This window comes from Pseudomonas brassicacearum subsp. neoaurantiaca, from assembly GCF_013608025.1.
Lineage (GTDB): Bacteria > Pseudomonadota > Gammaproteobacteria > Pseudomonadales > Pseudomonadaceae > Aquipseudomonas.
In genome coordinates, this window is record NZ_VDLV01000004.1 from 86666 (window position 1) to 110998 (window position 24333).

Annotated in this window: 23 protein-coding genes and 3 tRNA genes; 7 read left to right on the forward strand and 19 right to left on the reverse strand. The window is 58.4% G+C overall.

The features are described from left to right. Positions 1 to 119: 119 nt before the first annotated feature. From FHK92_RS03510 to FHK92_RS03550, 9 genes are all read right to left on the reverse strand, one after another. The gene (locus FHK92_RS03510) at positions 120 to 1991 is read right to left on the reverse strand and encodes a SurA N-terminal domain-containing protein (protein ID WP_181286849.1); all 1872 of its coding nucleotides are present in this window, start codon (positions 1989 to 1991) and stop codon (positions 120 to 122) included. A gap of 223 nt (positions 1992 to 2214) precedes the next feature. Next, positions 2215 to 2487, reverse strand: coding sequence for an HU family DNA-binding protein (locus FHK92_RS03515; protein ID WP_008077714.1), 273 nt, complete (start codon positions 2485 to 2487; stop codon positions 2215 to 2217). A 149-nt stretch (positions 2488 to 2636) separates the two neighbouring features. Beyond that, positions 2637 to 5033 (reverse strand): endopeptidase La, encoded by a 2397-nt coding sequence (gene lon / locus FHK92_RS03520; RefSeq protein WP_181286850.1) that lies wholly within the window; start codon positions 5031 to 5033, stop codon positions 2637 to 2639. A 162-nt stretch (positions 5034 to 5195) separates the two neighbouring features. Then, on the reverse strand, positions 5196 to 6479 hold the full coding sequence (clpX, locus tag FHK92_RS03525; protein ID WP_030140022.1) for an ATP-dependent Clp protease ATP-binding subunit ClpX: 1284 nt from the start codon (positions 6477 to 6479) through the stop codon (positions 5196 to 5198). 112 nt (positions 6480 to 6591) lie between these two features. Further along, positions 6592 to 7227 carry an ATP-dependent Clp endopeptidase proteolytic subunit ClpP gene (gene clpP / locus FHK92_RS03530; RefSeq protein ID WP_030140021.1) on the reverse strand — a complete coding sequence of 212 codons (636 nt, stop codon included), beginning with the start codon at positions 7225 to 7227 and terminating at the stop codon, positions 6592 to 6594. 91 nt (positions 7228 to 7318) lie between these two features. Continuing rightward, entirely contained in the window at positions 7319 to 8629 is a 1311-nt protein-coding gene (tig, locus tag FHK92_RS03535) for a trigger factor (RefSeq protein ID WP_181286851.1), read from the reverse strand. Between the two features lie 421 nt (positions 8630 to 9050). Beyond that, positions 9051 to 9135 (reverse strand) — tRNA-Leu (locus tag FHK92_RS03540). A 59-nt stretch (positions 9136 to 9194) separates the two neighbouring features. Further along, a tRNA-His gene (locus tag FHK92_RS03545) sits at positions 9195 to 9270 on the reverse strand. A gap of 40 nt (positions 9271 to 9310) precedes the next feature. Further along, positions 9311 to 9387: transfer RNA gene (locus FHK92_RS03550), tRNA-Arg, on the reverse strand. Between the two features lie 281 nt (positions 9388 to 9668). On the opposite strand from FHK92_RS03550, the gene folD reads away from it, so the two are divergent. After that, the gene (folD, locus tag FHK92_RS03555; protein ID WP_030140019.1) at positions 9669 to 10523 is read left to right on the forward strand and encodes a bifunctional methylenetetrahydrofolate dehydrogenase/methenyltetrahydrofolate cyclohydrolase FolD; all 855 of its coding nucleotides are present in this window, start codon (positions 9669 to 9671) and stop codon (positions 10521 to 10523) included. 329 nt (positions 10524 to 10852) lie between these two features. After that, positions 10853 to 11791, forward strand: coding sequence for a D-alanyl-D-alanine endopeptidase (pbpG, locus tag FHK92_RS03560; protein ID WP_181286852.1), 939 nt, complete (start codon positions 10853 to 10855; stop codon positions 11789 to 11791). A gap of 50 nt (positions 11792 to 11841) precedes the next feature. On the opposite strand, the gene FHK92_RS03565 is transcribed toward pbpG, so the two are convergent. After that, a complete protein-coding gene (locus tag FHK92_RS03565) occupies positions 11842 to 12045 on the reverse strand; it encodes a DUF6021 family protein (protein WP_039589130.1) in 204 nt (67 codons plus the stop codon). A 101-nt stretch (positions 12046 to 12146) separates the two neighbouring features. Then, a complete protein-coding gene (locus FHK92_RS03570) occupies positions 12147 to 12824 on the reverse strand; it encodes a peptidase C39 family protein (RefSeq protein WP_181286853.1) in 678 nt (225 codons plus the stop codon). A gap of 225 nt (positions 12825 to 13049) precedes the next feature. Between FHK92_RS03570 and FHK92_RS03575 the strand changes: the two genes are divergently transcribed. Beyond that, a complete protein-coding gene (locus FHK92_RS03575) occupies positions 13050 to 13214 on the forward strand; it encodes a hypothetical protein (protein ID WP_181286854.1) in 165 nt (54 codons plus the stop codon). A gap of 71 nt (positions 13215 to 13285) precedes the next feature. Here FHK92_RS03575 and FHK92_RS03580 read toward each other — a convergent pair whose 3' ends face one another. Together FHK92_RS03580 and FHK92_RS03585 are read right to left on the reverse strand one after the other, a co-directional pair. Continuing rightward, complete coding sequence (locus tag FHK92_RS03580) at positions 13286 to 14035, reverse strand: TerC family protein (protein WP_030140015.1); 750 nt, start codon at positions 14033 to 14035, stop codon at positions 13286 to 13288. 28 nt (positions 14036 to 14063) lie between these two features. Beyond that, on the reverse strand, positions 14064 to 14327 hold the full coding sequence (locus tag FHK92_RS03585) for a hypothetical protein (protein WP_181286855.1): 264 nt from the start codon (positions 14325 to 14327) through the stop codon (positions 14064 to 14066). 136 nt (positions 14328 to 14463) lie between these two features. Between FHK92_RS03585 and nhaR the strand changes: the two genes are divergently transcribed. Then, positions 14464 to 15360 (forward strand): transcriptional activator NhaR, encoded by an 897-nt coding sequence (gene nhaR / locus FHK92_RS03590; RefSeq protein ID WP_181286856.1) that lies wholly within the window; start codon positions 14464 to 14466, stop codon positions 15358 to 15360. Here the strand turns inward: nhaR and FHK92_RS03595 are convergent. Further along, positions 15357 to 16511 carry an MFS transporter gene (locus FHK92_RS03595; RefSeq protein WP_181286857.1) on the reverse strand — a complete coding sequence of 385 codons (1155 nt, stop codon included), beginning with the start codon at positions 16509 to 16511 and terminating at the stop codon, positions 15357 to 15359. The two genes, nhaR and FHK92_RS03595, sit on opposite strands and share 4 nt — an antisense overlap. Positions 16512 to 16792: 281 nt before the next feature. Between FHK92_RS03595 and sstT the strand changes: the two genes are divergently transcribed. Beyond that, on the forward strand, positions 16793 to 18025 hold the full coding sequence (sstT, locus tag FHK92_RS03600; protein ID WP_181286858.1) for a serine/threonine transporter SstT: 1233 nt from the start codon (positions 16793 to 16795) through the stop codon (positions 18023 to 18025). Between the two features lie 72 nt (positions 18026 to 18097). Here sstT and FHK92_RS03605 read toward each other — a convergent pair whose 3' ends face one another. Then, positions 18098 to 18607 (reverse strand): DUF1993 domain-containing protein, encoded by a 510-nt coding sequence (locus FHK92_RS03605; protein WP_181286859.1) that lies wholly within the window; start codon positions 18605 to 18607, stop codon positions 18098 to 18100. Positions 18608 to 18737: 130 nt separating this feature from the next. Here FHK92_RS03605 and FHK92_RS03610 point away from each other — a divergent pair, with 130 nt between their 5' ends. Further along, positions 18738 to 19385 carry a YceH family protein gene (locus tag FHK92_RS03610; RefSeq protein WP_181286860.1) on the forward strand — a complete coding sequence of 216 codons (648 nt, stop codon included), beginning with the start codon at positions 18738 to 18740 and terminating at the stop codon, positions 19383 to 19385. Between the two features lie 5 nt (positions 19386 to 19390). On the opposite strand, the gene FHK92_RS03615 is transcribed toward FHK92_RS03610, so the two are convergent. Beyond that, complete coding sequence (locus tag FHK92_RS03615) at positions 19391 to 20212, reverse strand: shikimate 5-dehydrogenase (protein WP_181286861.1); 822 nt, start codon at positions 20210 to 20212, stop codon at positions 19391 to 19393. A gap of 248 nt (positions 20213 to 20460) precedes the next feature. Here FHK92_RS03615 and FHK92_RS03620 point away from each other — a divergent pair, with 248 nt between their 5' ends. Further along, entirely contained in the window at positions 20461 to 20811 is a 351-nt protein-coding gene (locus tag FHK92_RS03620) for a hypothetical protein (RefSeq protein ID WP_181286862.1), read from the forward strand. A gap of 76 nt (positions 20812 to 20887) precedes the next feature. On the opposite strand, the gene FHK92_RS03625 is transcribed toward FHK92_RS03620, so the two are convergent. The 3 genes from FHK92_RS03625 to xth all read right to left on the reverse strand — a co-directional run bounded on the left by FHK92_RS03625 (position 20888) and on the right by xth (position 24269). After that, positions 20888 to 22408 (reverse strand): nucleobase:cation symporter-2 family protein, encoded by a 1521-nt coding sequence (locus FHK92_RS03625; protein ID WP_181286863.1) that lies wholly within the window; start codon positions 22406 to 22408, stop codon positions 20888 to 20890. 138 nt (positions 22409 to 22546) lie between these two features. Further along, positions 22547 to 23368, reverse strand: coding sequence for an arylamine N-acetyltransferase family protein (locus FHK92_RS03630; RefSeq protein WP_181286864.1), 822 nt, complete (start codon positions 23366 to 23368; stop codon positions 22547 to 22549). A gap of 106 nt (positions 23369 to 23474) precedes the next feature. Beyond that, positions 23475 to 24269, reverse strand: a complete 795-nt coding sequence (xth, locus tag FHK92_RS03635; protein WP_181286865.1) for an exodeoxyribonuclease III — start codon at positions 24267 to 24269, stop codon at positions 23475 to 23477. Positions 24270 to 24333 lie beyond the last annotated feature (64 nt).

Genomic DNA, 24333 nt, shown 5'->3' on the forward strand with positions numbered 1-24333 from the left:
CGACAGGAAAAAGACAAAACTCGACGAATCGACGAAACATCCTCATCCATAGCAATACACAGAAACAAAAAGACCCCAACCTTTCGGCTGGGGTCCTGGCAAGCAAAACCTTCAGATCATCAGAAACGCTTGATGTCTGCCTGGCTTTCCAACTGCTTGCGATAAGCCGCGAAGTCCTGCTGGCCGACACGGGACGCCAGGTAGCGGCGATATTCGGCTTTTTCTGCCTCGGTCGGTGCCGCCGCTTCGTTCACACCGTTCAAGCGCAAGACCGTCACGCTGCCGTCAGCCAATGTCACGCTGGCAAACGTCGGCTTGTCCTTCGACTCAGGCTTGGGCATGCGGAACAACGCCTGCAACACGGCAGGATCGACACCCTCCTGACCACGGGTAGCCGCTTCGACGGCTTTCCAGCCCTGACCATTGACGGCCTTGTCCAATGCAGTCTTGCCATCGCGCAGGCTGGCGATCAGCTCCTCGGCGCGGGTCTTGGCGGCCGCGCTGGCATGCTCCTTGGCCAACTGGGCGCGGATAGGCCCGGCCACGCTTTCCAACGGCATTTGCTCAGGCTTGCGGTGCTCCTTGGCACGCAGCACCACGACCGTTTCAGGGTCCAGTTCGATGGCGGTGCTGTTGGCGCCCTCATCCAGGACTTCCGGGCTGAACGCGGCGGTGACGACGGCGCGGTTGGCTGCAATCCCTTCCCCGCCTTCACGACCGAACGGCGCCGACGTGTGCACGGTCAGCTTCAGGTCCTGGGCCGGTTGGGCGAGGTCCGAAGCTTCGAACGATGCATCTTCCAATTGCTTGGTCGCTTCGACGAAGCGTTGCTCCACCTGCTGGGCCTTCAGCTCGCGAGTGAGCTTGTCCTTCAGGCTCGCGAAGGTCGGAACCTCAGGAGCTTCAACGCCCAGCAGCTTGATCAAGTGCAGGCCGAAATCGGTTCGCACCGGTGCCGAAACCTGATCCTTGTTCAAGGCGTACAGCGCTTTTTCGAACTCGGGATCGTAGACGCCTGGCCCGGCATAACCCAGGTCACCGCCATTGTTTGCCGAACCCGGATCCTGGGAGTATTCCTTCGCCAAGGCTTCAAACGATTCGCCTTTGGCCAGGCGAGCCTGGACTTCCTCGATCTTCGCCTTGGCCTGGGCTTCGGTGACCTTGTCGTTCACTTCGATCAGGATATGCGCAGCCCGCCGTTGTTCAGACAGGTTGGCGATCTCTTTCTGATAGGCCGCCTGCAAGTCTTCGTCCTTGACGCTGACCTGGTCGAAGAAAGACGCTTTCTTCAATTCAAGGTAATCGATGACGACCTGGTCAGGCGTCATGAATTCCTTGGCATGCTGGTCGTAGTAAGCCTTGACCTCGTCATCGGTCAGCTTCACCGCCGACGGATCTGCCTTGACGGTCAGGGTGGCGAAATCACGGGTCTGCTTTTCCAGGCGGGCGAACGCCAGCACCTGCGCATCGGTGACGAAGCCGCTGCCAGCCAAGCCGGCGCGCAATTGCCCGATCAGCATTTCCTGAGCCAACATCTGGCGGAACTGCAAGCGACCATAACCCAACTGGCGAATCACTTGATCGAAACGCTCGGGGCTGAACTTGCCATCAACCTGGAACTCAGGCGTTTGCACGATCACTCGGTCCAACGCGTCGTCGGAGAACGCGAATTTCGCGTCATGGGCACCTTGCAACAGCAATTTGCGATCGATCAGGCCCTTGAGCGCCGAGTCGCGCAGCATTTTTTCGTCCAGCAACGAAGCATCAAAATCCTTGCCCAACTGTTGCATGAGCTGACGGCGTTGCATATCGACCGCCTGGCTCAGCTCGTTCTGGCTGATGTTTTCGCCGTTGACCTTGGCCGCTTCGTTACTGTTGGTGGTGGCTTTGAAAATGGCATCGAAACCGGTCAACGCCATCAATGCGACGATGACTCCGATGATGGTCTTGGCAATCCAGCCTTGTGAATTGTCCCTGATATTCTGCAGCATGCGTCCCCCAGAAACGGTTGAACTTCAAATTAGGCAACCGTGGAGCGTGGGTAGAATCCGGATAGAAGAAAGGCGCATCCGAGGATGCGCCTTCTCGTAACTGGCGGAGCGGACCGGGCTCGAACCCGCGAGCCCTGGCGTGACAGCCCGGATGTTACCGGACGCATTACCGCTCCGCTGCCAAGCCAGGCATGACCCCGACCCGGATAAACTCAATGAAACCTTAGTTAACGGCTTCTTTCAGCGCTTTACCAGCTTTGAAGCCTGGCTTTTTGGCAGCAGCGATCTGCAGCGTCTTGCCGGTCTGCGGGTTGCGACCAACACGAGCTGGACGATCGGTAACGGAGAAAGTACCGAAACCAACCAGAACAACAGAGTCGCCAGCCTTGAGAGCGCCAGTGACGGATTCGATTACAGCGTCCAGCGCACGGCCAGCAGCAGCTTTCGGGATATCAGCGGATGCAGCGATAGCATCAATCAGTTCCGACTTGTTCACTCTAAGTCCCCTTATATCTATTTTGAGATGATTCTAAGTTTTTTTGGTGAAAGCAAAAACGAGTGCTGAATGGCCTGCAGACACTTAAGAGCCGCTTTATAACAAGGGCTCTAAAAAACTGTCAAGGAAGCCCCCCAGGCAAATGCGTATTAATGCGTGCTAATTCTTTCCTTAGAGTCAGACTCTCGCTTTTCTTCCTTCGCGACAATCTCCGGAGCCACATCCGGCAAGGGCTCCGGCGCGTATTGCAGCGCAATTTGCAGGACCTCGTCAATCCATTTAACCGGTTTGATCTGAAGATCTTGCTTGATGTTGTCAGGAATTTCCTTCAAATCACGAACATTCTCTTCGGGAATGATCACGATCTTGATGCCGCCACGGTGAGCCGCCAGCAGTTTTTCCTTCAGGCCGCCAATCGCCAGCACCTGGCCGCGCAGGGTGATTTCCCCGGTCATGGCAACATCGGCCCGCACCGGAATGCCGGTCAGCGCCGATACCAATGCCGTGCACATGCCTACGCCAGCACTAGGACCGTCCTTGGGCGTCGCACCTTCAGGCATGTGGATGTGAGTGTCGCGCTTTTCATGGAAGTCCAGCGGAATGCCCAGGCTACGGGCACGGCTGCGAACAACCGTCAGTGCCGCGGTGATCGATTCGACCATGACATCCCCCAGGGAACCGGTCTTGATCAACTGGCCTTTGCCCGGCACGACAGCAGCTTCGATGGTCAGCAACTCGCCACCGACTTGTGTCCACGCCAAACCGGTCACCTGACCGATCTGGTCCTGCTGCTCGGCAAGGCCATAGCGGAATTTACGTACGCCCAGGAAATGCTCCAGCGAGTCCGAAGTCACCTTGACCGCAAAGCGTTTTTCCAAAGCATGTTCCTTCACCGCCTTGCGGCAGACCTTGGCGATCTGACGCTCCAGGCCACGCACACCGGCCTCGCGAGTGTAGTAACGGATGATGTCGCGGATCGCTTCCTCATCGAATTCCAGCTCGCCCTTTTTCAAGCCATTAGCCTGGATCTGCTTCGGCGAAAGGTATTTGACGGCGATGTTGATCTTCTCGTCTTCGGTGTAGCCCGGCAGACGAATCACCTCCATCCGGTCCAGCAAGGCTGGCGGAATATTCATCGAGTTGGAGGTGCAAAGGAACATCACGTCCGACAAGTCGTAATCGACTTCCAGATAATGATCGTTGAAGTTATGGTTCTGCTCCGGATCGAGCACTTCAAGCAACGCAGATGCCGGATCACCGCGCATATCGCTGCCCATCTTGTCGATTTCATCCAAAAGGAACAGAGGGTTGCGCACGCCAACCTTTGTCATCTTTTGAATCAATCTTCCCGGCATGGAACCGATGTACGTCCGACGATGGCCGCGAATTTCCGCCTCGTCGCGCACGCCACCGAGCGCCATGCGAACGAACTTGCGGTTGGTGGCGTGGGCAATCGATTCCGCCAGGGAGGTTTTACCGACCCCCGGAGGCCCGACCAGGCACAGCACCGGGCCGCGAATTTTCTTCACGCGCTTTTGCACGGCGAGGTATTCAAGAATGCGCTCCTTGACCTCTTCCAGACCGTAGTGGTCCGCATCCAGGATGTCTTCGGCACGCGCCAGGTCCAGGCGAACCTTGCTCTGGGCTTTCCACGGCACCTGGACCAGCCAGTCGATGTAGGAACGCACCACGGTGGCTTCCGCCGACATCGGCGACATCTGCTTCAGCTTGTTGAGTTCAGCCTGGGCCTTGGCAAGCGCGTCCTTTGGCAGGCCGGCGGCATCGATGCGCTTCTTCAGCTCCTCGATTTCGTTATGACCTTCATCGCCATCACCGAGCTCTTTCTGAATGGCCTTCATCTGCTCGTTCAGGTAGTACTCGCGCTGGCTGCGCTCCATCTGTTTCTTGACGCGACCGCGAATGCGCTTTTCGACCTGCAGCAAGTCGATCTCGCCATCGAGCAAGGCCAGCACGTGTTCTACACGGGCCGACAAATCGATGATTTCAAGAATTTCCTGCTTCTGCTCGATCTTGAGGGCCATGTGGGCCGCCATCGTATCGACCAGGCGTCCGGGCTCGTCGATGCTGTTGAGCGACGACAGCACCTCGGCAGGCACCTTCTTGCCCAACTGCACGTACTGTTCGAACTGCGACAGCAGGCTGCGGACAAACACCTCGGATTCACGTTCCGGCGCTTCGACTTCGTCGATCAGCGAGACCTCGGCACGGCAGTACCCGTCCACTTCGCTGAAACGCTCGACTGCCCCACGCTGCTCGCCTTCAACCAGGACCTTGACGGTACCGTCGGGCAGCTTGAGCAGTTGCAGGACCGTTGCAATCGTACCTACGCGATAAAGTGCGTCTTCGCCGGGATCGTCGTCGGCAGGATTTCTCTGAGCGATCAGAAGAATCTGCTTATCACCCGTCATCGCGGCCTCAAGGGCTTCGATGGACTTCTCGCGCCCCACGAACAGCGGGATAACCATGTGCGGATACACCACGACATCGCGCAATGGCAGGAGAGGCAATTCGATGGTTGTCTTCATGATTTCGCCTCTACGGCGGCCGTAAGGCCGTAAACAGATGGAAGTAAGCTTGAAACCAAGATGGGGGCAGCCTTCAAAAAAAACAAGCGCTAAGACACGTCTAAAACGCGCTAATAGCAAAGGGGCCCGAAGGCCCCTTCTTTTATTTCAACTGCGGGACATTCAAGCGTCCGGTGCAGCCTTGGCAGCCGGCTCACTGTTTTCGTAGATATACAGTGGCTTGGACTTGCCTTCTATGACGCTTTCGTCGATGACGACTTTACTGACGTCGGACTGCGACGGTATCTCGTACATCGTGTCCAGCAATACGCCTTCGAGAATCGAGCGCAACCCACGGGCACCGGTTTTACGCTCCAGGGCACGCTTAGCGACTGATTTCAGCGCGTCGGAACGGAATTCCAGGTCTACACCTTCCATTTCGAACAGCTTGGCATATTGCTTGGTCAGGGCGTTTTTCGGCTCGGTCAGAATCTGCATCAACGCCGCTTCATCCAACTCGTCCAGCGTCGCCAGGACCGGCAGACGACCTACGAATTCAGGGATCAGACCGAACTTGACCAAATCGTCAGGCTCGACTTCACGCAGGGATTCACCGACCTTCTTGCCTTCTTCCTTGCTGCGCACTTCGGCGTTGAAGCCGATGCCGCCGCGAGTGGAACGATTCTGGATGACCTTTTCGAGGCCAGAGAACGCACCACCACAGATGAACAGGATGTTACGGGTGTCGACCTGCAGGAATTCCTGCTGCGGATGCTTGCGACCGCCTTGGGGCGGAACGGAGGCAACCGTGCCTTCGATCAACTTCAGCAAGGCCTGCTGCACGCCTTCACCGGAAACGTCCCGGGTGATCGACGGGTTGTCGGACTTGCGGGAAATCTTGTCGATTTCATCGATGTAGACAATACCCATCTGGGCTTTTTCCACATCGTAATCGCACTTCTGCAGCAGCTTCTGAATGATGTTCTCGACGTCCTCGCCCACGTAACCCGCCTCGGTGAGGGTGGTTGCGTCGGCGATGGTGAACGGAACGTTCAGCAAGCGGGCCAGGGTTTCGGCAAGCAGGGTCTTACCCGAGCCTGTCGGGCCAATCAGCAGGATGTTGCTCTTGCCGAGTTCGACCTCGTCATTCTTCTTGTCACGCTGGTTCAGGCGCTTGTAGTGGTTGTAGACCGCTACGGCCAGTACCTTTTTCGCGCGTTCCTGACCGATTACGTACTGGTCAAGGATGCCGCTGATTTCTTTGGGCGAAGGCAACTTATGCGCGCTGCTTTCGGCCTGGGCTTCCTGCACCTCCTCACGGATGATGTCATTGCACAGGTCGACGCACTCGTCGCAAATGAAGACCGAGGGGCCGGCAATCAATTTGCGTACTTCATGCTGGCTTTTGCCACAGAAGGAGCAATAAAGCAGTTTGCCGTTGTCCTCGCCGTTGCGGGTGTCAGTCATTCGATCGATCCAAATCCGATAGGCTTGCAACACAAGATGAAGGCAATTGCGGGCTTTTTCAAGCCCGCAGGTGATCGGACGTGCCGACCACCTTCATTTTGAGCGGCTTATTTTAAGCGGGGCGCTGGCTGATCACTTCGTCGATCAGGCCATACTCACGTGCGGCTTCGGCGCTCATGAAGTTGTCGCGGTTCGTATCGCGCTCGATTTCTTCAAGGGTGCGCCCGCTGTGCTTGGCCATCAAGGTGTTGAGGCGCTCGCGAATGAAGAGGATTTCCTTGGCATGGATCTCGATATCCGATGCCTGGCCCTGGAAACCGCCCAGTGGCTGGTGAATCATCACACGCGAGTTCGGCAGGCAGTAACGCTTGCCCTGAGCACCGGCGGTCAGCAAGAACGCACCCATGCTGCACGCCTGGCCGATACAGGTGGTCGAGACGTTCGGCTTGATGAACTGCATGGTGTCGTAGATCGACATGCCGGCAGTCACCGAACCGCCCGGCGAGTTGATATAGAGATGGATATCCTTGTCCGGGTTTTCCGCTTCAAGGAACAGCAGCTGTGCACAGATCAGGTTGGCCATGTAGTCCTCTACCGGGCCCACCAGAAAGATCACTCGCTCCTTGAGAAGACGCGAGTAGATGTCATAGGCACGTTCGCCACGGGCGGACTGCTCGATAACCATCGGGACCAGACCGCCTGCGGCCTGGATGTCAGAGCTCTGCTGATAAAAAGAATTGCGGGACATGTCTCGCAGTCACTCCCAAATAGTTATGTCTTGAATACGCATAAGCCAGCACGAAGGCTGGCTTATGGGTGTGTTTCTTACCGCGAAACCATCAATCGGCTTGTGGAGCTTCCACCGGCTTGACCGCTTCTTCGTAAGAGACCGCTTTGTCGGTCACGCTAGCTTTCTGCAGAACAGTATCCACAACTTGTTCTTCCAGCACAACCGAACGGACTTCGTTCAGTTGCTGGTCGTTCTTGTAGTACCAGGACACGACTTGCTCAGGCTCCTGGTAGGCCGAGGCCATTTCCTGGATCAGTTCGCGGACGCGGGCTTCGTCAGGCTTGAGCTCGAACTGCTTGACCACTTCAGCAACGATCAGACCCAGCACGACGCGGCGCTTGGCTTGCTCTTCGAACAGCTCGGCAGGCAATTGGTCCGGCTTGATGTTGCCGCCGAACTGCTGGACGGCCTGCACGCGCAGACGGTTCACTTCGTTGTCCAGCAGGGCCTTTGGCACTTCGATCGGGTTGGAGGCCAGCAGACCGTCCATGACCTGGTTCTTCACCTTGGACTTGATGGCCTGGCGCAGCTCACGCTCCATGTTCTTGCGAACTTCGGCGCGGAAACCTTCCAAACCGGTTTCCTTGATACCGAACTGGGCGAAGAATTCTTCGTTCAGCTCAGGCAGCTTCGGCTCGGAAACGCTGTTGACGGTTACGGTGAACTCAGCGGCTTTGCCAGCCAGGTCCAGGTTCTGGTAGTCCTCTGGGAAGGTCACGTTCAGGACGCGCTCTTCGCCAGCCTTGGCGCCGACCAGGCCATCTTCGAAGCCTGGGATCATGCGGCCGGAGCCCAGCACCAGTTGAGTGCCCTTGGCGGAACCGCCAGCGAACACTTCACCGTCGACCTTGCCGACGAAGTCGATGTTCAGTTGATCTTCGGTTTGAGCGGCACGATCAGTCACTTCGAAACGGGTGTTCTGCTTGCGCAGGATGTCCAGCATCTTGTCCAGGTCGGCGTCCGACACGTCAGCGCTCAGGCGCTCGACGGCGATGGACTCGAAACCGGCGACAGTGAACTCAGGGAACACTTCGAACGTGGCAACGAACTCGAGGTCCTTGCCTTTTTCCAGCACTTTAGGCTCGACGGAAGGAGCGCCAGCCGGGTTCAGCTTCTGCTCGACAACGGCTTCGTAGAACGAAGACTGGATCACGTCGCCCACGGCTTCCTGGCGCGCATCAGCTTCATAACGCTGACGAATCACGCTCATTGGCACTTTGCCTGGGCGGAAACCTGGAATTTTGGCCTTTTGGGCAGTCTGCTGCAGACGCTTGTTGACCTGAGTCTCGATACGCTCAGCTGGCACGGTGATGCTCATGCGGCGCTCAAGAGCAGAAGTATTTTCAACAGAAACTTGCATGGATATTCCTCGTTGCACAGACGTTGGCCGGGCGTTTCCGACCCCAGAATCAAGGGCATGCATTCTAGTAGGTCAAACTCAAGAAGTCACCCTACTGAAAACGCGCAGGAAACAGGCGCCGAATTAAGGAGCGGGACAATCGGTCATGCCCCGCCCGGTTTGCAAATACAGTCGTTCACCGCCAAGGCTCTGCAAAGCGCTTCTATATATAGAAGCGACATTTCCAACTGCCTGGCATGCAGCCTCCAGAGGAAGGCCGGCGAACGCGTCGAGCATCATCGCGAAACACTTTTACGACGAATCGACACGTCGCGCCCGCGTGAAACCTTAGCCGGCGCGAACACACAATCCTTGAAAACAAAAACGGCGCAGCCCTTTTCAGGTTCTGCGCCGTTCTCTGCTAATCAAATAGCCACTTGTATGGTGCGGACGGAGAGACTCGAACTCTCACACCTTGCGGCGCTGGAACCTAAATCCAGTGTGTCTACCAATTCCACCACATCCGCGTTTCAAGCTGTTTAAAGCAAAGGCGCCAGACCGTTAAATCTGGCGCCTTTCTAGAATATGGGGTGGACGATGGGGATCGAACCCACGACAACGGGAGTCACAATCCCGTGCTCTACCAACTGAGCTACGCCCACCATATTGCCTTGTTGCGTTACTTGTGCCAAAGCTGCCTAATGGCGCACCCGGCAGGACTCGAACCTGCGACCATCCGCTTAGAAGGCGGATGCTCTATCCAGCTGAGCTACGGGCGCCTTATTAATCTGTATTCTTGGACGATTACAAACTAAGTGCTTTCAGTTTTACCGAGTTGAAACAACCAACTCCGCTCCACCTTCTTAACCAGTGCTAGGCTGTGCCCGACAAGTGCGACGAATGTTATAGACGGCCTGATAGGTCGTCAACTCTTTTCTGAAAAAAATTCATTTAATTAAAGGGCTTAGGGGAATTTGCAGACCAAGCGCCTTTGCCCTCACGCCTCGGCATGCGAGAATGCGTTCTCTTTTTTTCCCCTCTCGATGGTTAACCACGCGCAATGACTGCACAACTTATCGACGGCAAATCGATCGCCGCCAGCCTGCGCCAGCAGATCGCCCAACGAGTCACCGAGCGCCGCGAGCAAGGTCTGCGCACGCCCGGCCTGGCGGTGATCCTGGTCGGCAGCGATCCTGCCTCTCAGGTTTATGTCTCGCACAAGCGTAAAGACTGTGAAGAGGTCGGCTTCCTTTCCCAGGCCTACGACCTGCCTTCCGAAACCACTCAGCAAGCGCTGGCCGACCTGATCGACCGTCTCAATGACGATCCGAACATCGATGGCGTTCTGCTCCAGCTTCCGTTGCCCGAACACCTCGACGCCTCCAAGCTGCTGGAGCGTATCCGCCCGGACAAAGACGTCGATGGCTTCCACCCTTATAACGTCGGCCGCCTCGCCCAACGCATCCCCCTGCTGCGCCCCTGCACTCCCAAGGGCATCATGACCTTGCTGGAAAGCACCGGTGTGGATCTTTACGGGCTCGATGCCGTCGTCGTAGGCGCGTCCAATATCGTTGGCCGTCCAATGGCGATGGAGTTACTGCTGGCCGGTTGCACCGTCACCGTGACCCACCGTTTCACCAAGGACCTGGCGGGCCACGTCGGCCGTGCCGACCTAGTGGTCGTGGCGGCAGGCAAGCCAGGCCTGGTCAAAGGTGAGTGGATCAAGGAAGGCGCCATCGTCATCGACGTGGGCATCAATCGCCAGGATGACGGCAAGCTGGTGGGTGACGTGGTCTACGAGACTGCCCTGCCCCGCGCCGGCTGGATCACCCCGGTACCCGGCGGCGTCGGCCCGATGACCCGCGCCTGCTTGCTGGAGAACACGCTGTACGCGGCCGAGACGCTGCATAGCTGACAAAAGCCCCACCCAAACCTGTGGGAGCGAGCTTGCTCGCGATAGCGGCGCACCAGCCAACATACCCGTTGACTGGACACGACCCTATCGCGAGCAAGCTCGCTCCCACAGCTTTTTCCGGGTCCGGAGCTTTGATCAGCCTCGTGGCGCTCGGATTACAAATTTTTCAGATCCGATTCGCCAGAATCCCCATCCATTAAACTTTATTTATTCTTCAGCCCCGGTGGCATGGGCATATAGCGCTGTCCTCGCCCATACTCATAAAATGCGGCGTTTTTTTTAACAAGCCGCTGCTCAACGGCCTCTTTAACTCTATCGAGTCTACTCGCGTGAAAATCCGTCTTTCGATCCTCAGCCTGTTTTTCGTTTTCACAGGCAACTTCATCACGCAAAACGTCAATGCGCAGGAAACCATCGCGGCGCCACGGGACACATCGAAACTTCAGGTCGCCTCCGGCAGTGCCATCCTGTTGGATTTGCAGACAGATAAAGTGGTCTATTCGAGCAATCCGGACGTCGTGGTGCCGATCGCTTCGGTGACCAAGTTGATGACCGGCCTGATCGTGCTGGACGCCAAGCAGGACCTCGACGAATACATCTCCATGACCATCACCAACACGCCGGAAATGAAAGGCGTGTTCTCCCGGGTCAAGCTCAACAGCGAACTGTCACGCCGGGATACGTTGCTGATCGCATTGATGTCCTCGGAAAACCGCGCTGCGGCCAGCCTCGCCCATCACTACCCTGGCGGCTACGCGGCGTTTATCGCGGCGATGAATGCCAAGGCCAAGGCGCTGGGCATGACCAGCACCCATTACGTCGAGCCGACCGGCCTGTCTATCCACAACGTGTCCACCGCCCGCGACCTGACGAAACTCTTGATGGCCGCTCGCAAATACCCGCTGTTGAGTGAACTGAGCACTACCAAGGAAAAGACCGTGACGTTCCGTAAACCGGTCTACAGCCTCGGTTTCCGCAACACTGACCATCTGGTGCACAAGGCCAACTGGGACATCCAACTGACCAAGACCGGCTTCACCAACGAGGCCGGTCATTGCCTTGTCCTGTTGACCAAAATGGGTAATCGGCCGATGGCCCTGGTCATTCTCGATGCATTCGGCAAATACACTCATTTTGCCGATGCCAGCCGTATTCGCAGTTGGGTTGAGACCGGAAAAAGCGCCAGCGTTCCGGCAGTCGCCTTGCAATACAAAGCCGCCAAGAACCTCAAGAGTCGCCAGAGCGGCGTGGTGGAAGCGTCCAAGTAAGGTGGATACGCCCACATTGAATAGCCCCGACTCGTCGGGGCTATTCACATTCAGGGCTTCAGATCACCCAATGGATCATAAGGCCTGGAAGAAGGCGGATCCTGATCCTTCTCATCCCGGGGCGCCTTCGCGGGACCTATCGGGTCGACTTGAGGATCGTCGAGATCCGGTGAATCCGGATCGAACCCCAGATCGTCATCGCCAGATGAATGCTCGGAAGAATGCGGCCCCGAAGGTGTTTTCGACTGTGCCATTGCTGCCTCCTCGAATCATGGCCCGGAGACTCCAGGCCCTGACGATAAGAACCCGAGGCAGGCAAGGTTGTGCCCGGCAGGTGACGAACGGGAATGTCACTTCAGTGTGCATTCCCCAACGCCTTGGTGGCGCGAGCTGCCGCCTGTTCCTGCCCTGCCCCGGCCAATTCACCGGCGGCCTTCAACCAGCGCTGCGAGTCGACATTGGCCGGAAGCTGCGTAGGTTGCTGGACCAGCACCGCCCAACCACCAGCATCTTTGAAGGCTGATTCGAACGCACCAAAACTCATCAATGCCCGTCGATTCATCCCGGAGCGCAGCAGTACCGTGCGTTTCTGTCGGTTATACCCAGCGAGAATTGCATATCGCGGGCCGGACCAGAACGCCGAACCCTCGGTGTAGCGCAACAGCACGGGATAACCCGCCGCCACCTGTTCAAGCAACGCGCCAAGCTCGCTTTCGAGCGGATAGACCATCAGCCCATACTCACGTGCCAGGGTTTGCAGGCTCTGCTGCAACCGAGGCTCGCCACCCGGCAAGTGCAAGGGTTTTTCCAACAGTCCCGGGGTGATGACGGTGCCCTGCAACGTCAGCAGCGCCGCCAGCGACTGCGGGGCGCCGAGGTACATTTCGCCCCGATAGAACGGCACGCTGTTGAGTTCCACCCGTTCAGGCAGGCGCTTGATCTGCGGCGACACGCTTCCCGCGCACCCCACCAGGGCGACGAGGCAGGACACCGCCAATACCAGTGATCGAAAAGATGAAATGACCAGCGACATGACGACTCTCTCGTTAAGGCAGACCCGGCATCCGGGCCGGGCTTGGGCGGACGATCATAAGGCGCCCGCAGGCCTGGGTATAGCGATTAACGACAGTTTCGCCATCGCGATAGAACGAACCGATCCGTTGGTCGATTCTTCGGATCGACTGCCCGTAACACTCCAGCGACTAGACTGTCCATTGTAATGAGTGCATTGCCCGACCTTGGGCAGAAGGAGGCACAGATGAGCCTGACGACGACTATTCTGATGCTGATATTCGGCTGGCTGAGCGTAGCCACGGCCATGTTGTGGGGCGTATTGCGGATCGCCCGGCGCCACCACCACAGCCCTGCGCAGCAAGCGCAGCAAACCTCGAAACCCGCCAGGCGCCACGCCACGGCACATTGATATTTATCGGCCACTCATGAAAAAAGCCGCCCCGGCGTTGGACCGGGGCGGCTTTTTTGTCCGCGTTGGAATCAGTTGTTCTCGACCATCGCCTTTTCCCTGGCACGCCGGGACAACATGTTCAACACCTCGATCGCTGCCGAGAAGGCCATCGCCGCATAGATATAACCCTTGGGCACATGGGCACCGAAACCTTCGGCGATCAGCGTCATGCCGATCATGATCAGGAAGCCCAGGGCCAACATGACCACCGTCGGGTTGTCATTGATGAACTTCGCCAACGGCTCGGCCGCCAGCAGCATCACCAGGACCGAAACCACCACGGCGATAATCATGATCGGCAGGTGCTCGGTCATGCCTACTGCGGTGATGATGCTGTCGATGGAAAACACCAGGTCCAGCATCAGGATCTGACCGATCGCGGCGGCGAAACCCAAGGTCACGCCAGACGAGGCCGATTTGGGGTCGTTGGGCGCCGGGTCCATGCTGTGATGAATCTCGGTGGTGGCTTTCCATAGCAGGAACAGACCGCCGGCGATCAGGATCATGTCCTTCCACGAAAACGCCTGGCCGAGTATTTCGATGACCGGCTCCGTCAACTGCACGATGAAGGCGATAGTACTCAACAGGCCCAGGCGCAGGATCAGGGCCATGCCGATGCCGACCCGTCGTGCCTTGACACGGTGTTGTTCGGGCAGCTTGTTGGTCAGAATCGAAATGAAGATCAGGTTATCGATGCCGAGCACGATTTCCATGACGACCAGGGTTGCGAGGGCAATCCAGGCGGTGGGGCTGGCGGCGAGTTGTAACAGATAATCCATGGGTCAGTCCTGACTCGATGTGACGGGGTTAGAGGGTCTTGGTGGCAGATTCGGATTCTTCAGCGTTTTTTTCAGGCGCCTTCTTGGGACTGATCAGCCCACCCGTAGCCTCGCTGAGGGCTTGTTCGGCCGCCTTGTGCGTATCGTCGATGGCCTGTTTGGCCGTTTCGACCGCTTGCTCTTTCACTTGCTGGGCAAGTTGCTGAGCGCTTTTTTCCGCTTGTTCACAGCCCACCAGGGCCATCGACGACAACGACAGCAAGGCTGCGAGCCCCAGGTTTCTATGCATCATGGACAGTGCCTCTCAGAGAATAGACCGAGCACAAAAGATGGCTCACCGATGGCCCGGAATTCTAGAGACGGAAATACTTCAGGAAAATTCGTATTTTTAGCGGCTATACTTCGGTTTTTACGAATCAGCGAATGTCATGCTCAATTATCGACAGTTGCATTATTTCTGGGTGGTGGCGAAAACCGGGAGCATTGTGCGGGCCTGTGAGCAACTGAACCTGACCCCGCAGACCATCAGCGGGCAGATTTCACTGTTCGAACAGACCTATAACATCAAGCTGTTCCGTCGTGTCGGACGCCAACTGGAACTGACCGAGGCCGGCCGCCAGACATTGCCGTACGCCGAGCACATGTTTCAGCTGGGCGGCGAATTGGAACTGATGCTGCGGGCCCAGCCCAACGAGCAACAAACGCTGTTTCGGGTCGGGGTGGCGGATGTTGTGCCCAAATCGATTGTTTATCGGCTGCTGGCGCCGACCATGGAATTGACTGAACCGCTGCGCATTACCTGTCGCGAGGACAAGCTCGAACGGCTGTTGGCCGACCTGGCGATTCAACGCCTGGACCTGGTGATTTCCGACAGCCCGATGCCGAGCCACCTGGATATCAAGGGCTTCAGCCAGAAGCTGGGAGAATGCGGAATCAGCTTTTTCGCCACCGCCGCGCTGGCCGCTCGGCATGGGCGGGATTTCCCCCACGGCCTGCATGACGCGCCGCTGCTGATCCCGGGGCCGGAAACTGTGGTCCGCAGCCGCCTGCAACGCTGGTTCGCCGAGCAGCAGATCCAGCCGCGGATCGTCGGTGAATTCGACGACAGCGCGCTGATGCAGGCGTTTGGTCAATCCGGTAGCGGGATTTTCATCGGCCCCAGCGTGATCGCTGAAGAGGTCAAGCAGCAATACGGCGTGCAGGTCATCGGCCAGACCGATGCCGTGAGCGAGTCGTTCTACGCCATTTCCGTGGAACGCAAGGTCAGCCATCCAGGCATCGTCGCGATCGCAGATGGCGCACGCCGCGAGTTGTTCAGCGCCTAAGCGCAGGCCGCACGAGGCTTGAATGTCATCAACAGCAACGCCAGCAAGATCGACACCAGGATGAATCCGGCCGCCGCGAAACCGACATTGCCCAAGCCGAGGGTATCGATGACCCGCCCGCCCACCATCGCGCCCAGGCCGATGCCCAGGTTGGCGCCGGCGATGTTCAGCGACGCCGCAAACGCCGGCGCCTCGGGTGCCGCCTTCATCAGCCGTACATGGCTGACCAGAAACAAGGCTGCTTGGGTCACGCCCCAAATGCCCATCGCAGCCGCCAGACCCAAGGTCGAATGGATGCTTGGCACCAGCGCCACCATGCCGCCGATCATGAACAGGCAGAACACCATCGATGCGATCAGCGGGTGCCGGTCCACCGCGCGACCGCCCAGGGAATTGCCCAGCAAGCCCACGGCGCCAAAGCCCATCAGGCACCAGCCCACGAGCGTGCCGTCGAAGCCGGCCAGGCGTTCAAGAATATCCGCCAGGTAGGTATAGGCGGTAAACATGCCGCTGAAGACCAGAATCGACAGCAGCACATGCCCTTGCATCAACGGGCTGCGCAAGATTTTGAATTGCGAGCGCAAGCTCACTTGCTTTAGATGCAGGTTGGTCTTCGGCAGGTAAATGAACAGCAGCAACGCCTTGGCAAACGCGATGACCGCCAGGATCGCAAAGGCACTGCGCCAGCCAAACGCATCAGAGATCAGCGTGCCCACCGGGATGCCGAACACGGTGGCGCAGACGATGCCGAAACCGATCCTGGCGATGGCACGCCCGGCGAACTGCGGCCCGACAATATCCACCGCCGTTTCACTGGCCAACGCCCAGAACACCGGCAGGCCCAGCGCCGGGATCAACCGGGCAACGGCCATCACCCAGATATTCGGGGCCAGCGCCGCCAATGTGTTGGCCAAGCCGAACATCACCAGCACGCTGATAAACAATTTGCGCCGTTCTACACGGGCGAACCAAGCGGTCAGGAAAGGCCCGAACGCCGCCACCGTAAACGCAAACAAGGTCACCAGCAGCCCGGCCTGGGGAATGCTCACCTGAAGATCGCGAGCAATGGCGGGGAGCAGACCGACGATGATGAATTCCGTGGTCAGCACCGTAAATCCGGCGGCAGACAACAGAAAAATGGGCAACAGCATGCAAGACTCCAACAAAACGACGACACCAGCGTTAGCCAAAGGCCCGCTGGAGATATTGAAAGATGAGGAAGGCAAAGCCTAACAGAATGTCCCTTCTGGCAAAACGCGCTTAAACATGCGGTGACGGATCGTCACAGGTCCGTCAGATTTTTCGTCGGGCTGTGATAAAGTCCGCGGCCTGCAAAATCGCTCTATCTTCTTTTCGGTCCAGCTCATGTGGCCTGCCCGCTTGTTGCCCTGATTGGCTGACCGTTGCACATAAAAAAATCAGAGATGCCGTTATGACTGCTGTGTCCCCTTCCCTTTTGCAACGCCTGAAACAGACTGGCCTGGTCACACGAATCATCATCGGCCTGATCGCCGGTATTGTCCTGGCATGGCTGGCGCCAGATCTGGCGAAATCCACCGAGTTCATCGGCAAGGTATTTGTATCGGCACTCAAGGCCGTAGCACCGATCCTGGTGTTCGTACTCGTCATGGCCTCGATCGCCAACCACAAGCACGGCCAGGAAACCCACATCCGGCCCATCCTGTTCCTGTATCTGCTGGGTACCTTTGCCGCGGCAGTGGTCGCAGTCATCGCCAGCACGCTGTTTCCCTCCAGCCTGGTGCTGGCCACCCAGGACGTCGCCGTCACGGCGCCCGGCGGCATCAGCGAAGTGTTGCAAAGCCTGGCGCTCAACGTGGTCGATAACCCGGTCCGTGCGTTGATGACCGGCAATTTCATCGGCATCCTGGCCTGGGCCATCGGCATGGGCATCGCCATCCGCCACGCAGGCCAAACCACGCGCACCGTGCTGGAAGACCTGTCCAACGGCGTGACGGTGATCGTACGGCTGGTCATCAGCTTCGCGCCGCTGGGGATCTTCGGACTGGTGGCATCGACCCTCGCTGCCTCCGGTTTCAACGCCCTGCTCGGCTACTTGCATCTGTTGACGGTGCTGATCGGTTGCATGCTGTTCGTGGCGCTGGTGGTCAATCCGCTCATCGTGTTCTGGAAGCTGCGTCGCAACCCGTACCCGCTGGTGTTCACCTGCCTGCGCGAGAGCGGCATCACCGCGTTCTTCACCCGCAGTTCGGCGGCGAACATCCCGGTGAACCTGGAACTGAGCAAACGTCTTGGCCTGCATGAGGATACTTACTCGGTTTCCATCCCGTTGGGCGCAACCATCAACATGGCTGGCGCGGCCATCACCATCACGGTCCTGACACTGGCGGCCGTGCATACCCTGGGCATCGTGGTGGATGTCCCCACCGCCGTATTGCTGAGCGTCGTCGCAGCGATCTGCGCCTGCGGTGCTTCCGGCGTTGCCGGTGGTTCGCTGCTGCTGATCCCGCTGGCGTGCAGCCTGTTTGGTATTCCGAGTGAAATCGCCATGCAGGTGGTTGCGGTGGGCTTCATCATCGGTGTGTTGCAGGATTCGGCTGAAACAGCCCTGAACTCGTCTACCGATGTCTTGTTTACGGCGGCGGCTTGCCTGGGCGAGGAAGAGCGGGCGCAGCGTACTGCGTAAACCGTACAACAGCGCAAAAAAGAAAGGCCCGGAACGGCTTGCACCGTTCCGGGCTTTTTCATGGCTGTGGCTTTAGAAAGCGCCCATGTAATCGCGCTTGCCCACTTCCACACCGTTATGACGCAACAACGCGTACGCCGTGGTCACGTGGAAGAAAAACTGCGGCAGGCCGTAGGTCAGCAAATAATTCTGGCCAGTAAAGCGCTTTTCCTTTGGCGTGCCAGGACGCGTCACGATCTCGATGCCTTCCTTGCCATCGATCTGCTCTGGCTTGATCCCTTCGATAAAGGCCAGCACCTTGGTGATCAACGCTTGCAGCTCGGCGAAGGTGGTCTCGCTGTCTTCATATTTCGGCACTTCAACCTCGGCCAGGCGCGCGGAAACCCCCTTGGCGAAGTCCACGGCGATCTGCACCTGCCGCACCAGCGGGAACATGTCCGGGAACAGGCGGGCCTGCAGGAAAGCGTTCGGATCGATGTTCTTCGAGGTGGCGTGGGCTTCGGCCTTGTTCAGGACATCGCTCAGGGCGTTGAGCATCTGCTTGAAAACCGGGACGGAAGCGGCATACAGAGAAATAGTCATGGCAATCTCACGGGAGTGATAGAAGGGAATACATCGAACGTGGGCGATTATAGCCATGGCTTGTTACGCACCTTGTCTTTTATTGCGCAAGGATTAGGCTAGGCGGCTTCCACAGCATAGGGAACGCGCGATGAGCATCGAAGAACAAAGCCCGGCCGACGAACCACGGCTCAACAGCACGGAAATCCGCATTCTCGGCGCACTGATCGAAAAACAGGCCACCAACCCCGAGACCTATCCCCTCACCCTCAATGCGCTGGTGCTGGCCTGCAACCAGAAAACCAGCCGGGAGCCGGTGACCAATCTCAATCCAGGCCAGGTCGGCCAAAGCCTGCGGGCCTTGGAAGGCCGCGGCTTTACCCGATTGGTCATGGGCAGCCGGGCCGACCGCTGGGAGCACCGGGTCGACAAGGCGCTGGAATTGGTGCCAGCCCAAGTGATCCTGATGGGGTTGCTGTTCCTGCGCGGCCCGCAAACGGTCAATGAACTGCTGACCCGCAGCGGCCGCATGCACGACTTCGAAGATACCGAGCAGGTGGTCCATCAACTTGAGCGCCTGATCGCCCGCGGACTGGCGCTACTGGTTCCGCGCCAGGCGGGCCAGCGTGAAGACCGTTATGTGCATGCCATGGGCGACCCGGCGGACATCGAGGCCATCCTCGCCGCCCGCCACCAGCCAGCCGAGCGCAACGCTGCCAGCGGCGTGTCGCTGGAGCGCATCGAAGAGCTCGAAGCGCGAATCACGTCGCTGGAAGAACGGTTGGCGCGGTTGGAGTAACAGCGCTACGCGGCCCGGGCAAAAGCCACGGCTTTTTCGAACTGTTCCAGGTTGGGCCGCACGCCGGTGTACAGGACAAACTGCTCCAGGGCTTGGATCGCAATGACCTCCAGCCCTGTGATGACCCGCTTGCCCTCCTCCCGCGCGCGCATGATCAGCGGCGTTTCCGAGGGGATCGCCACGACATCGAACACGGTCTCTGCGGCAGTGATAGCAGAAGGTTCGAACGCCAGGTGATCCGCCTCCGCGCCGCCGGTCATGCCGATTGGCGTCACGTTGATCAGCATCTGTGGCCGACGATCACCCAGTTCGGCTTGCCAGTCGTATCCCAATGAGTCGGCGAGGGCTCGTCCGGTGGTTTCGTTGCGAGCCACGATCAGCCCGTTTTTATAGCCACCATCGCGCAAGGCACTGGCGACCGCCTTGGCCATGCCACCACTGCCGCGCAGGGCGAACGTGGACTCCTTGGGCACGGCATGGCTTTGCAGCAGTTGCGCGATCGCAATGTAATCGGTGTTGTAGGCCTTCAAATGACCGTTGGTATTGACGATGGTGTTGATCGATTGGATCGCCGCAGCGGAAGGATCCAGCTCATCGACCAAGGCTATGCAAGCCTCCTTGAACGGCATCGACACGCCGCATCCACGAATCCCCAACGCGCGGATACCACCCACGGCCCCGGGCAGGTCCTGGCTGCTGAACGCCTTGTAGTAGAAATTCAGCCCTAATTGTTCATACAGATGATTGTGGAAACGCAGGCCGAAATTGCCTGGGCGCCCCGACAGGGACATGCACAACTGGGTGTCTTTGTTGGGGTTCATTTGCATACGGGTCTCCTTCGAGCACTTTTCGGACAAACGCAATCGCCGTCCTGACCGGTTTATTCGATGATCAGACACCGGGCGTAGCGCAGCGACTCGCCCATTTGTGTAAAAAAAACAGCGACAGACCTTACACAATATTTACCCAACGGCGTCGCAAATCCTGGGAAAATCGCTGTCATAGGAAGTATCCCCGCGCCCCTACTCGGGTCTGTTGCAGACCACAGGCGCCGGGGCCGGAACGAGGAATCGCCATGAAACGCAAACTCCCCATCATCGCCCTGCTCGTGGGGGCACTCGCGGTCACCGGCCAGGCATCCGCCCATGGTCGCGGTGGTTGGGAGGGGCCCGCAGTGTTCGGCGCCATCGTCGGCTCTGCCATCGTTGGCTCCGCGCTCATCAACCGTGACCGGCCGGTGTACGTCGAGCAACCCGTTTATGTGCAACCGCAACCGGTCTACGTACAGCAACCCCCTCCGGTCTACTACCAACCGCAGCCGGTGTATGTGGAACAACCGATCTACTACCGCCCGGCGCCGGTTTATTACGGGCCACCACGGGGCTATTACTACGGCCCGCCACGCGGTCACTACGGTCGCTGGTAATCAGCCATGAGGCAATAAAAAAGCAGCCTGCGGTCAAGAACCGCAGGCTGCTTTTTTTGGCGCGAATACTCAGGGTTCAGACATGCTCGCTGCTTTTCAGTCGCGCCGGGCCATGCTCTGGCGCCAGATGGTCAGGCACCGCCACCACCGGTATTTCATTGCCGTCGCAATCGTGCAGTTTGCCGTCGCTGAAATAGTCGCCTTCGCGCAACGCGGCCAGATCCTGATAACGCAAGACCCGCTCGGTGCCGGCGGCGAACACCGATTGTTGATCGGAATTACCGGCGGTGAGGTGGTTGAAGGCCAGGTTCAAGACGATCGCCATGATGGCCGAAGAGCTGATACCTGAATGGAAAATCGTCGCGAACCAGCTTGGGAAATGGTCGTAGAAGTTAGGCGCGGCGATGGGGATCATACCGAAGCCAATGGACGTGGCGACGATGATCAGGTTGACGTTGTTGCGGTAATCGACCTTCGACAGGGTCCGGATACCACTGGCCGCAACGGTACCGAACAGCACGATACCGGCACCGCCGAGCACGGACGTCGGCACGGCGGCGATCACCCGGCCCATGAACGGCAACAGCCCGAGCACCACCAGGAAAACCCCGCCAGTGGCCACCACGAAACGACTCTTGATGCCAGTCACCGCCACCAGGCCGACGTTCTGAGCGAAGGCGCTCTGGGTGAAGGAACCGAAGATCGGCGCGATCATGCTCGACAGCATGTCGGCCCGCAAGCCGTTGCCCAGCCGTCGGGAATCGACCTTGGTGTCGATGATCTCGCCCACCGCCAGGATGTCGGCTGAGGTCTCCACCAGCGTCACCATGATGACAATGCACATCGACAGGATCGCGGCGATGTGAAAGGTCGGCATGCCAAAGTGGAACGGTGTTGGGAAACCGAACATCGGGCCTTCGCTGACCGATGAAAAATCCGCCATGCCGAGGAACACCGCGATAACCGTACCGATGACCATCGCCAGCAGGATCGACAACCGGGAAATGGTTGCGCTGCCCATTTTGCTCAACAGCAACACCAGTATCAGCGTCAAAGCAGCCAAGCCGATGTTGGCCATGCTGCCGAAGTCAGGGGCGTGGCTGTTGCCGCCCATCGCCCAGCGCGCCGCCACTGGCATCAGCGTCAGGCCGATGGTAGTGATGACGATGCCGGTGACCAGCGGCGGGAAGAACCGGGTGATTCGCGAAAACACCGGAGTGATCAGCAGGCCAATCAGGGATGCGGCGATGACCGCGCCCAGGATCGCCTGGAATCCCCCTTCGCCACCGGTGCCGACAATCGCGACCATGGTCGCGACGCCTGAGAACGAAACACCTTGGACCAGTGGTAATTGGCAGCCAAAAAACGGCAGCCCGAGGGTTTGCAGCAGGGTTGCCAGTCCCCCCGCGAACAATGAAGCGGCGATCAGCAGGCCGATGTCAGCCGGCGACAATCCGGCCGCCTGGCCGATGATCAAGGGCACCGCGACGATGCCGCCGTACATGGTCAACACATGTTGCAGGCCGTAAGCCATATTCGCGCCGACGCCGAGGTTTTCGTCCTCGGGCCGTGGGAGTGAAACATGGGGCGTTTTCATGGTTCGGGGGTTCCCTGTTTTTTGTTATGCGCACACTGTATTCAAAAGTCAGGACAAATGTCCATAGAGTTGTATACAACTTGTTGTCAGTGGCGGCATCAACAGGGCTGCAATTTCCAAACCATAACGATCAAAACGTCACACCAATAGCTGCTCGATTGCCGGGCGCAGCGACGCCAATGGCGGCACTCGCAAGCTGAACTCCTTCTCCAGCACCTCAATCAATTCATCGGCGTCATAGATGGTGCGACGCTCACTTTCTTGCCCGATTCGGTGCAAGGCATAGCTATTGCCGTTCAGGGTCTTGCGCAACCCATCGCCGGTGCGAGCAACCATCAGGCGCCCCATGAACGGTGATTCCGGGTGGGAGCAGACGTACCAATTGCCGACGGTGAAATCGATTTCCTCTTGGCGTTGCAGGTCGAACAGGTACATCGGACGCCATTCATCGGCAACTTTTGCACGCAACAGGTAGCCGTCTTCGTTGACCTCAATGCGGTACGGCTCGTGCGGGGTCATCTGAATCTCACGGCTGTCCAACAGCAGCGGCGCAGTCGGCACCATGCCGCCGAAGCCGACGTCGGTGATATAGCGAACATCATCGATCGTCACCAGGCTCAAGCGATGGGTCCGTGCGGTCCAGGCACCTTCAGGTGCGTTCATGACAACCCGTCCGGTGACGGCCCGTGCGTTGAAGCCGAGCGTCTGCAACAGCACGAAGAACAGTTGATTGAGTTCGTAGCAATAACCGCCGCGTCCCTGTTCGAAAACCTTCCGCTCGACCGACTCAAGATCAAGGGGTACCGGCTGGCGCAGCAGCGTCGAAAGCGTTTCAAAAGGAAACTCGGCGGTGTGGCGCCCTTGGAGCTGGCGTAGCGTTTCAAGGGTGGGTGGGGGTGCCGCGTCGAAGCCCAGGCGTCGCAGATAACGACCGGTATCGCTCAGTCGGGGTTGGCTCATGGGGATGTCCTTTCCTGTCCGATGCAGGGCTTTCAATAAGCGCACTGCGATCGGGCAGGTATAAGGCATTTCCCGTCCACGGACAATCTACAGGGTACTGCGCTGTTCAGCGCCGTTTGCGCGAAGACAACCGGATCCAGGTCGGGGCGTGATCGCTGGGATGTGGCTGGTTCCTCACCCAGGCGTCCACGCCCGCCTCGCTCAGGTAGGCACTGGCCAGTGGGTTGAGCAGTAAATGGTCGATGCGCAGCCCGGAATTCTTCTGCCAGTGCTGACGGAAATAATCCCAGAAGGTGTAGATCCGCTCCTCGGGATAGAGATGGCGCAACGCGTCTGTCCAGCCTTGATCCAGCAACCGCTGATAGCATTCACGGCTTTCTGGCTGCAGCAGCGCATCCTTGAGCCATGACCGCGGGTTGTAGATGTCCATGTCAGTGGGCACTACGTTGTAATCGCCAGCCAGCACCACCGGATGGTCACTCGCCTGCAGCCCCCGCGCATAATCGATCAGCCGCTCGAACCAGGCCAGTTTGTATTCGAACTTCGGGCCAGGCTGTGGATTGCCGTTGGGCAGGTAAAGACACCCCACCAGGACGCCATGCACCGCTGCTTCAAGATAACGACTGTGGCTGTCATCGTCGCCACCCGGCAGACCGCGTCGGCTTTCCAGCGGTTGCGCATCGCGGGCCAGGATGGCGACGCCATTCCACGAAGCCTGGCCGTGCCAGATCGACCCATACCCCACGGACTCCAACTCCGCCGCCGGAAAGTCCTTGTCTGCCGCCTTGAGCTCCTGCAAACAGACGACGTCTGGTTTCTCCCGCTCCAGCCACTCCAGCAGATTAGGTAGCCGGGCCCGGATGCCGTTGATGTTGAAGGTCGCGATCCGCAGGTTTTTCATGGGCCATGAACTCGATATGCGAAGACACTATCTGTGACCGGCGACAAGCTGCACAGGTTGCAAG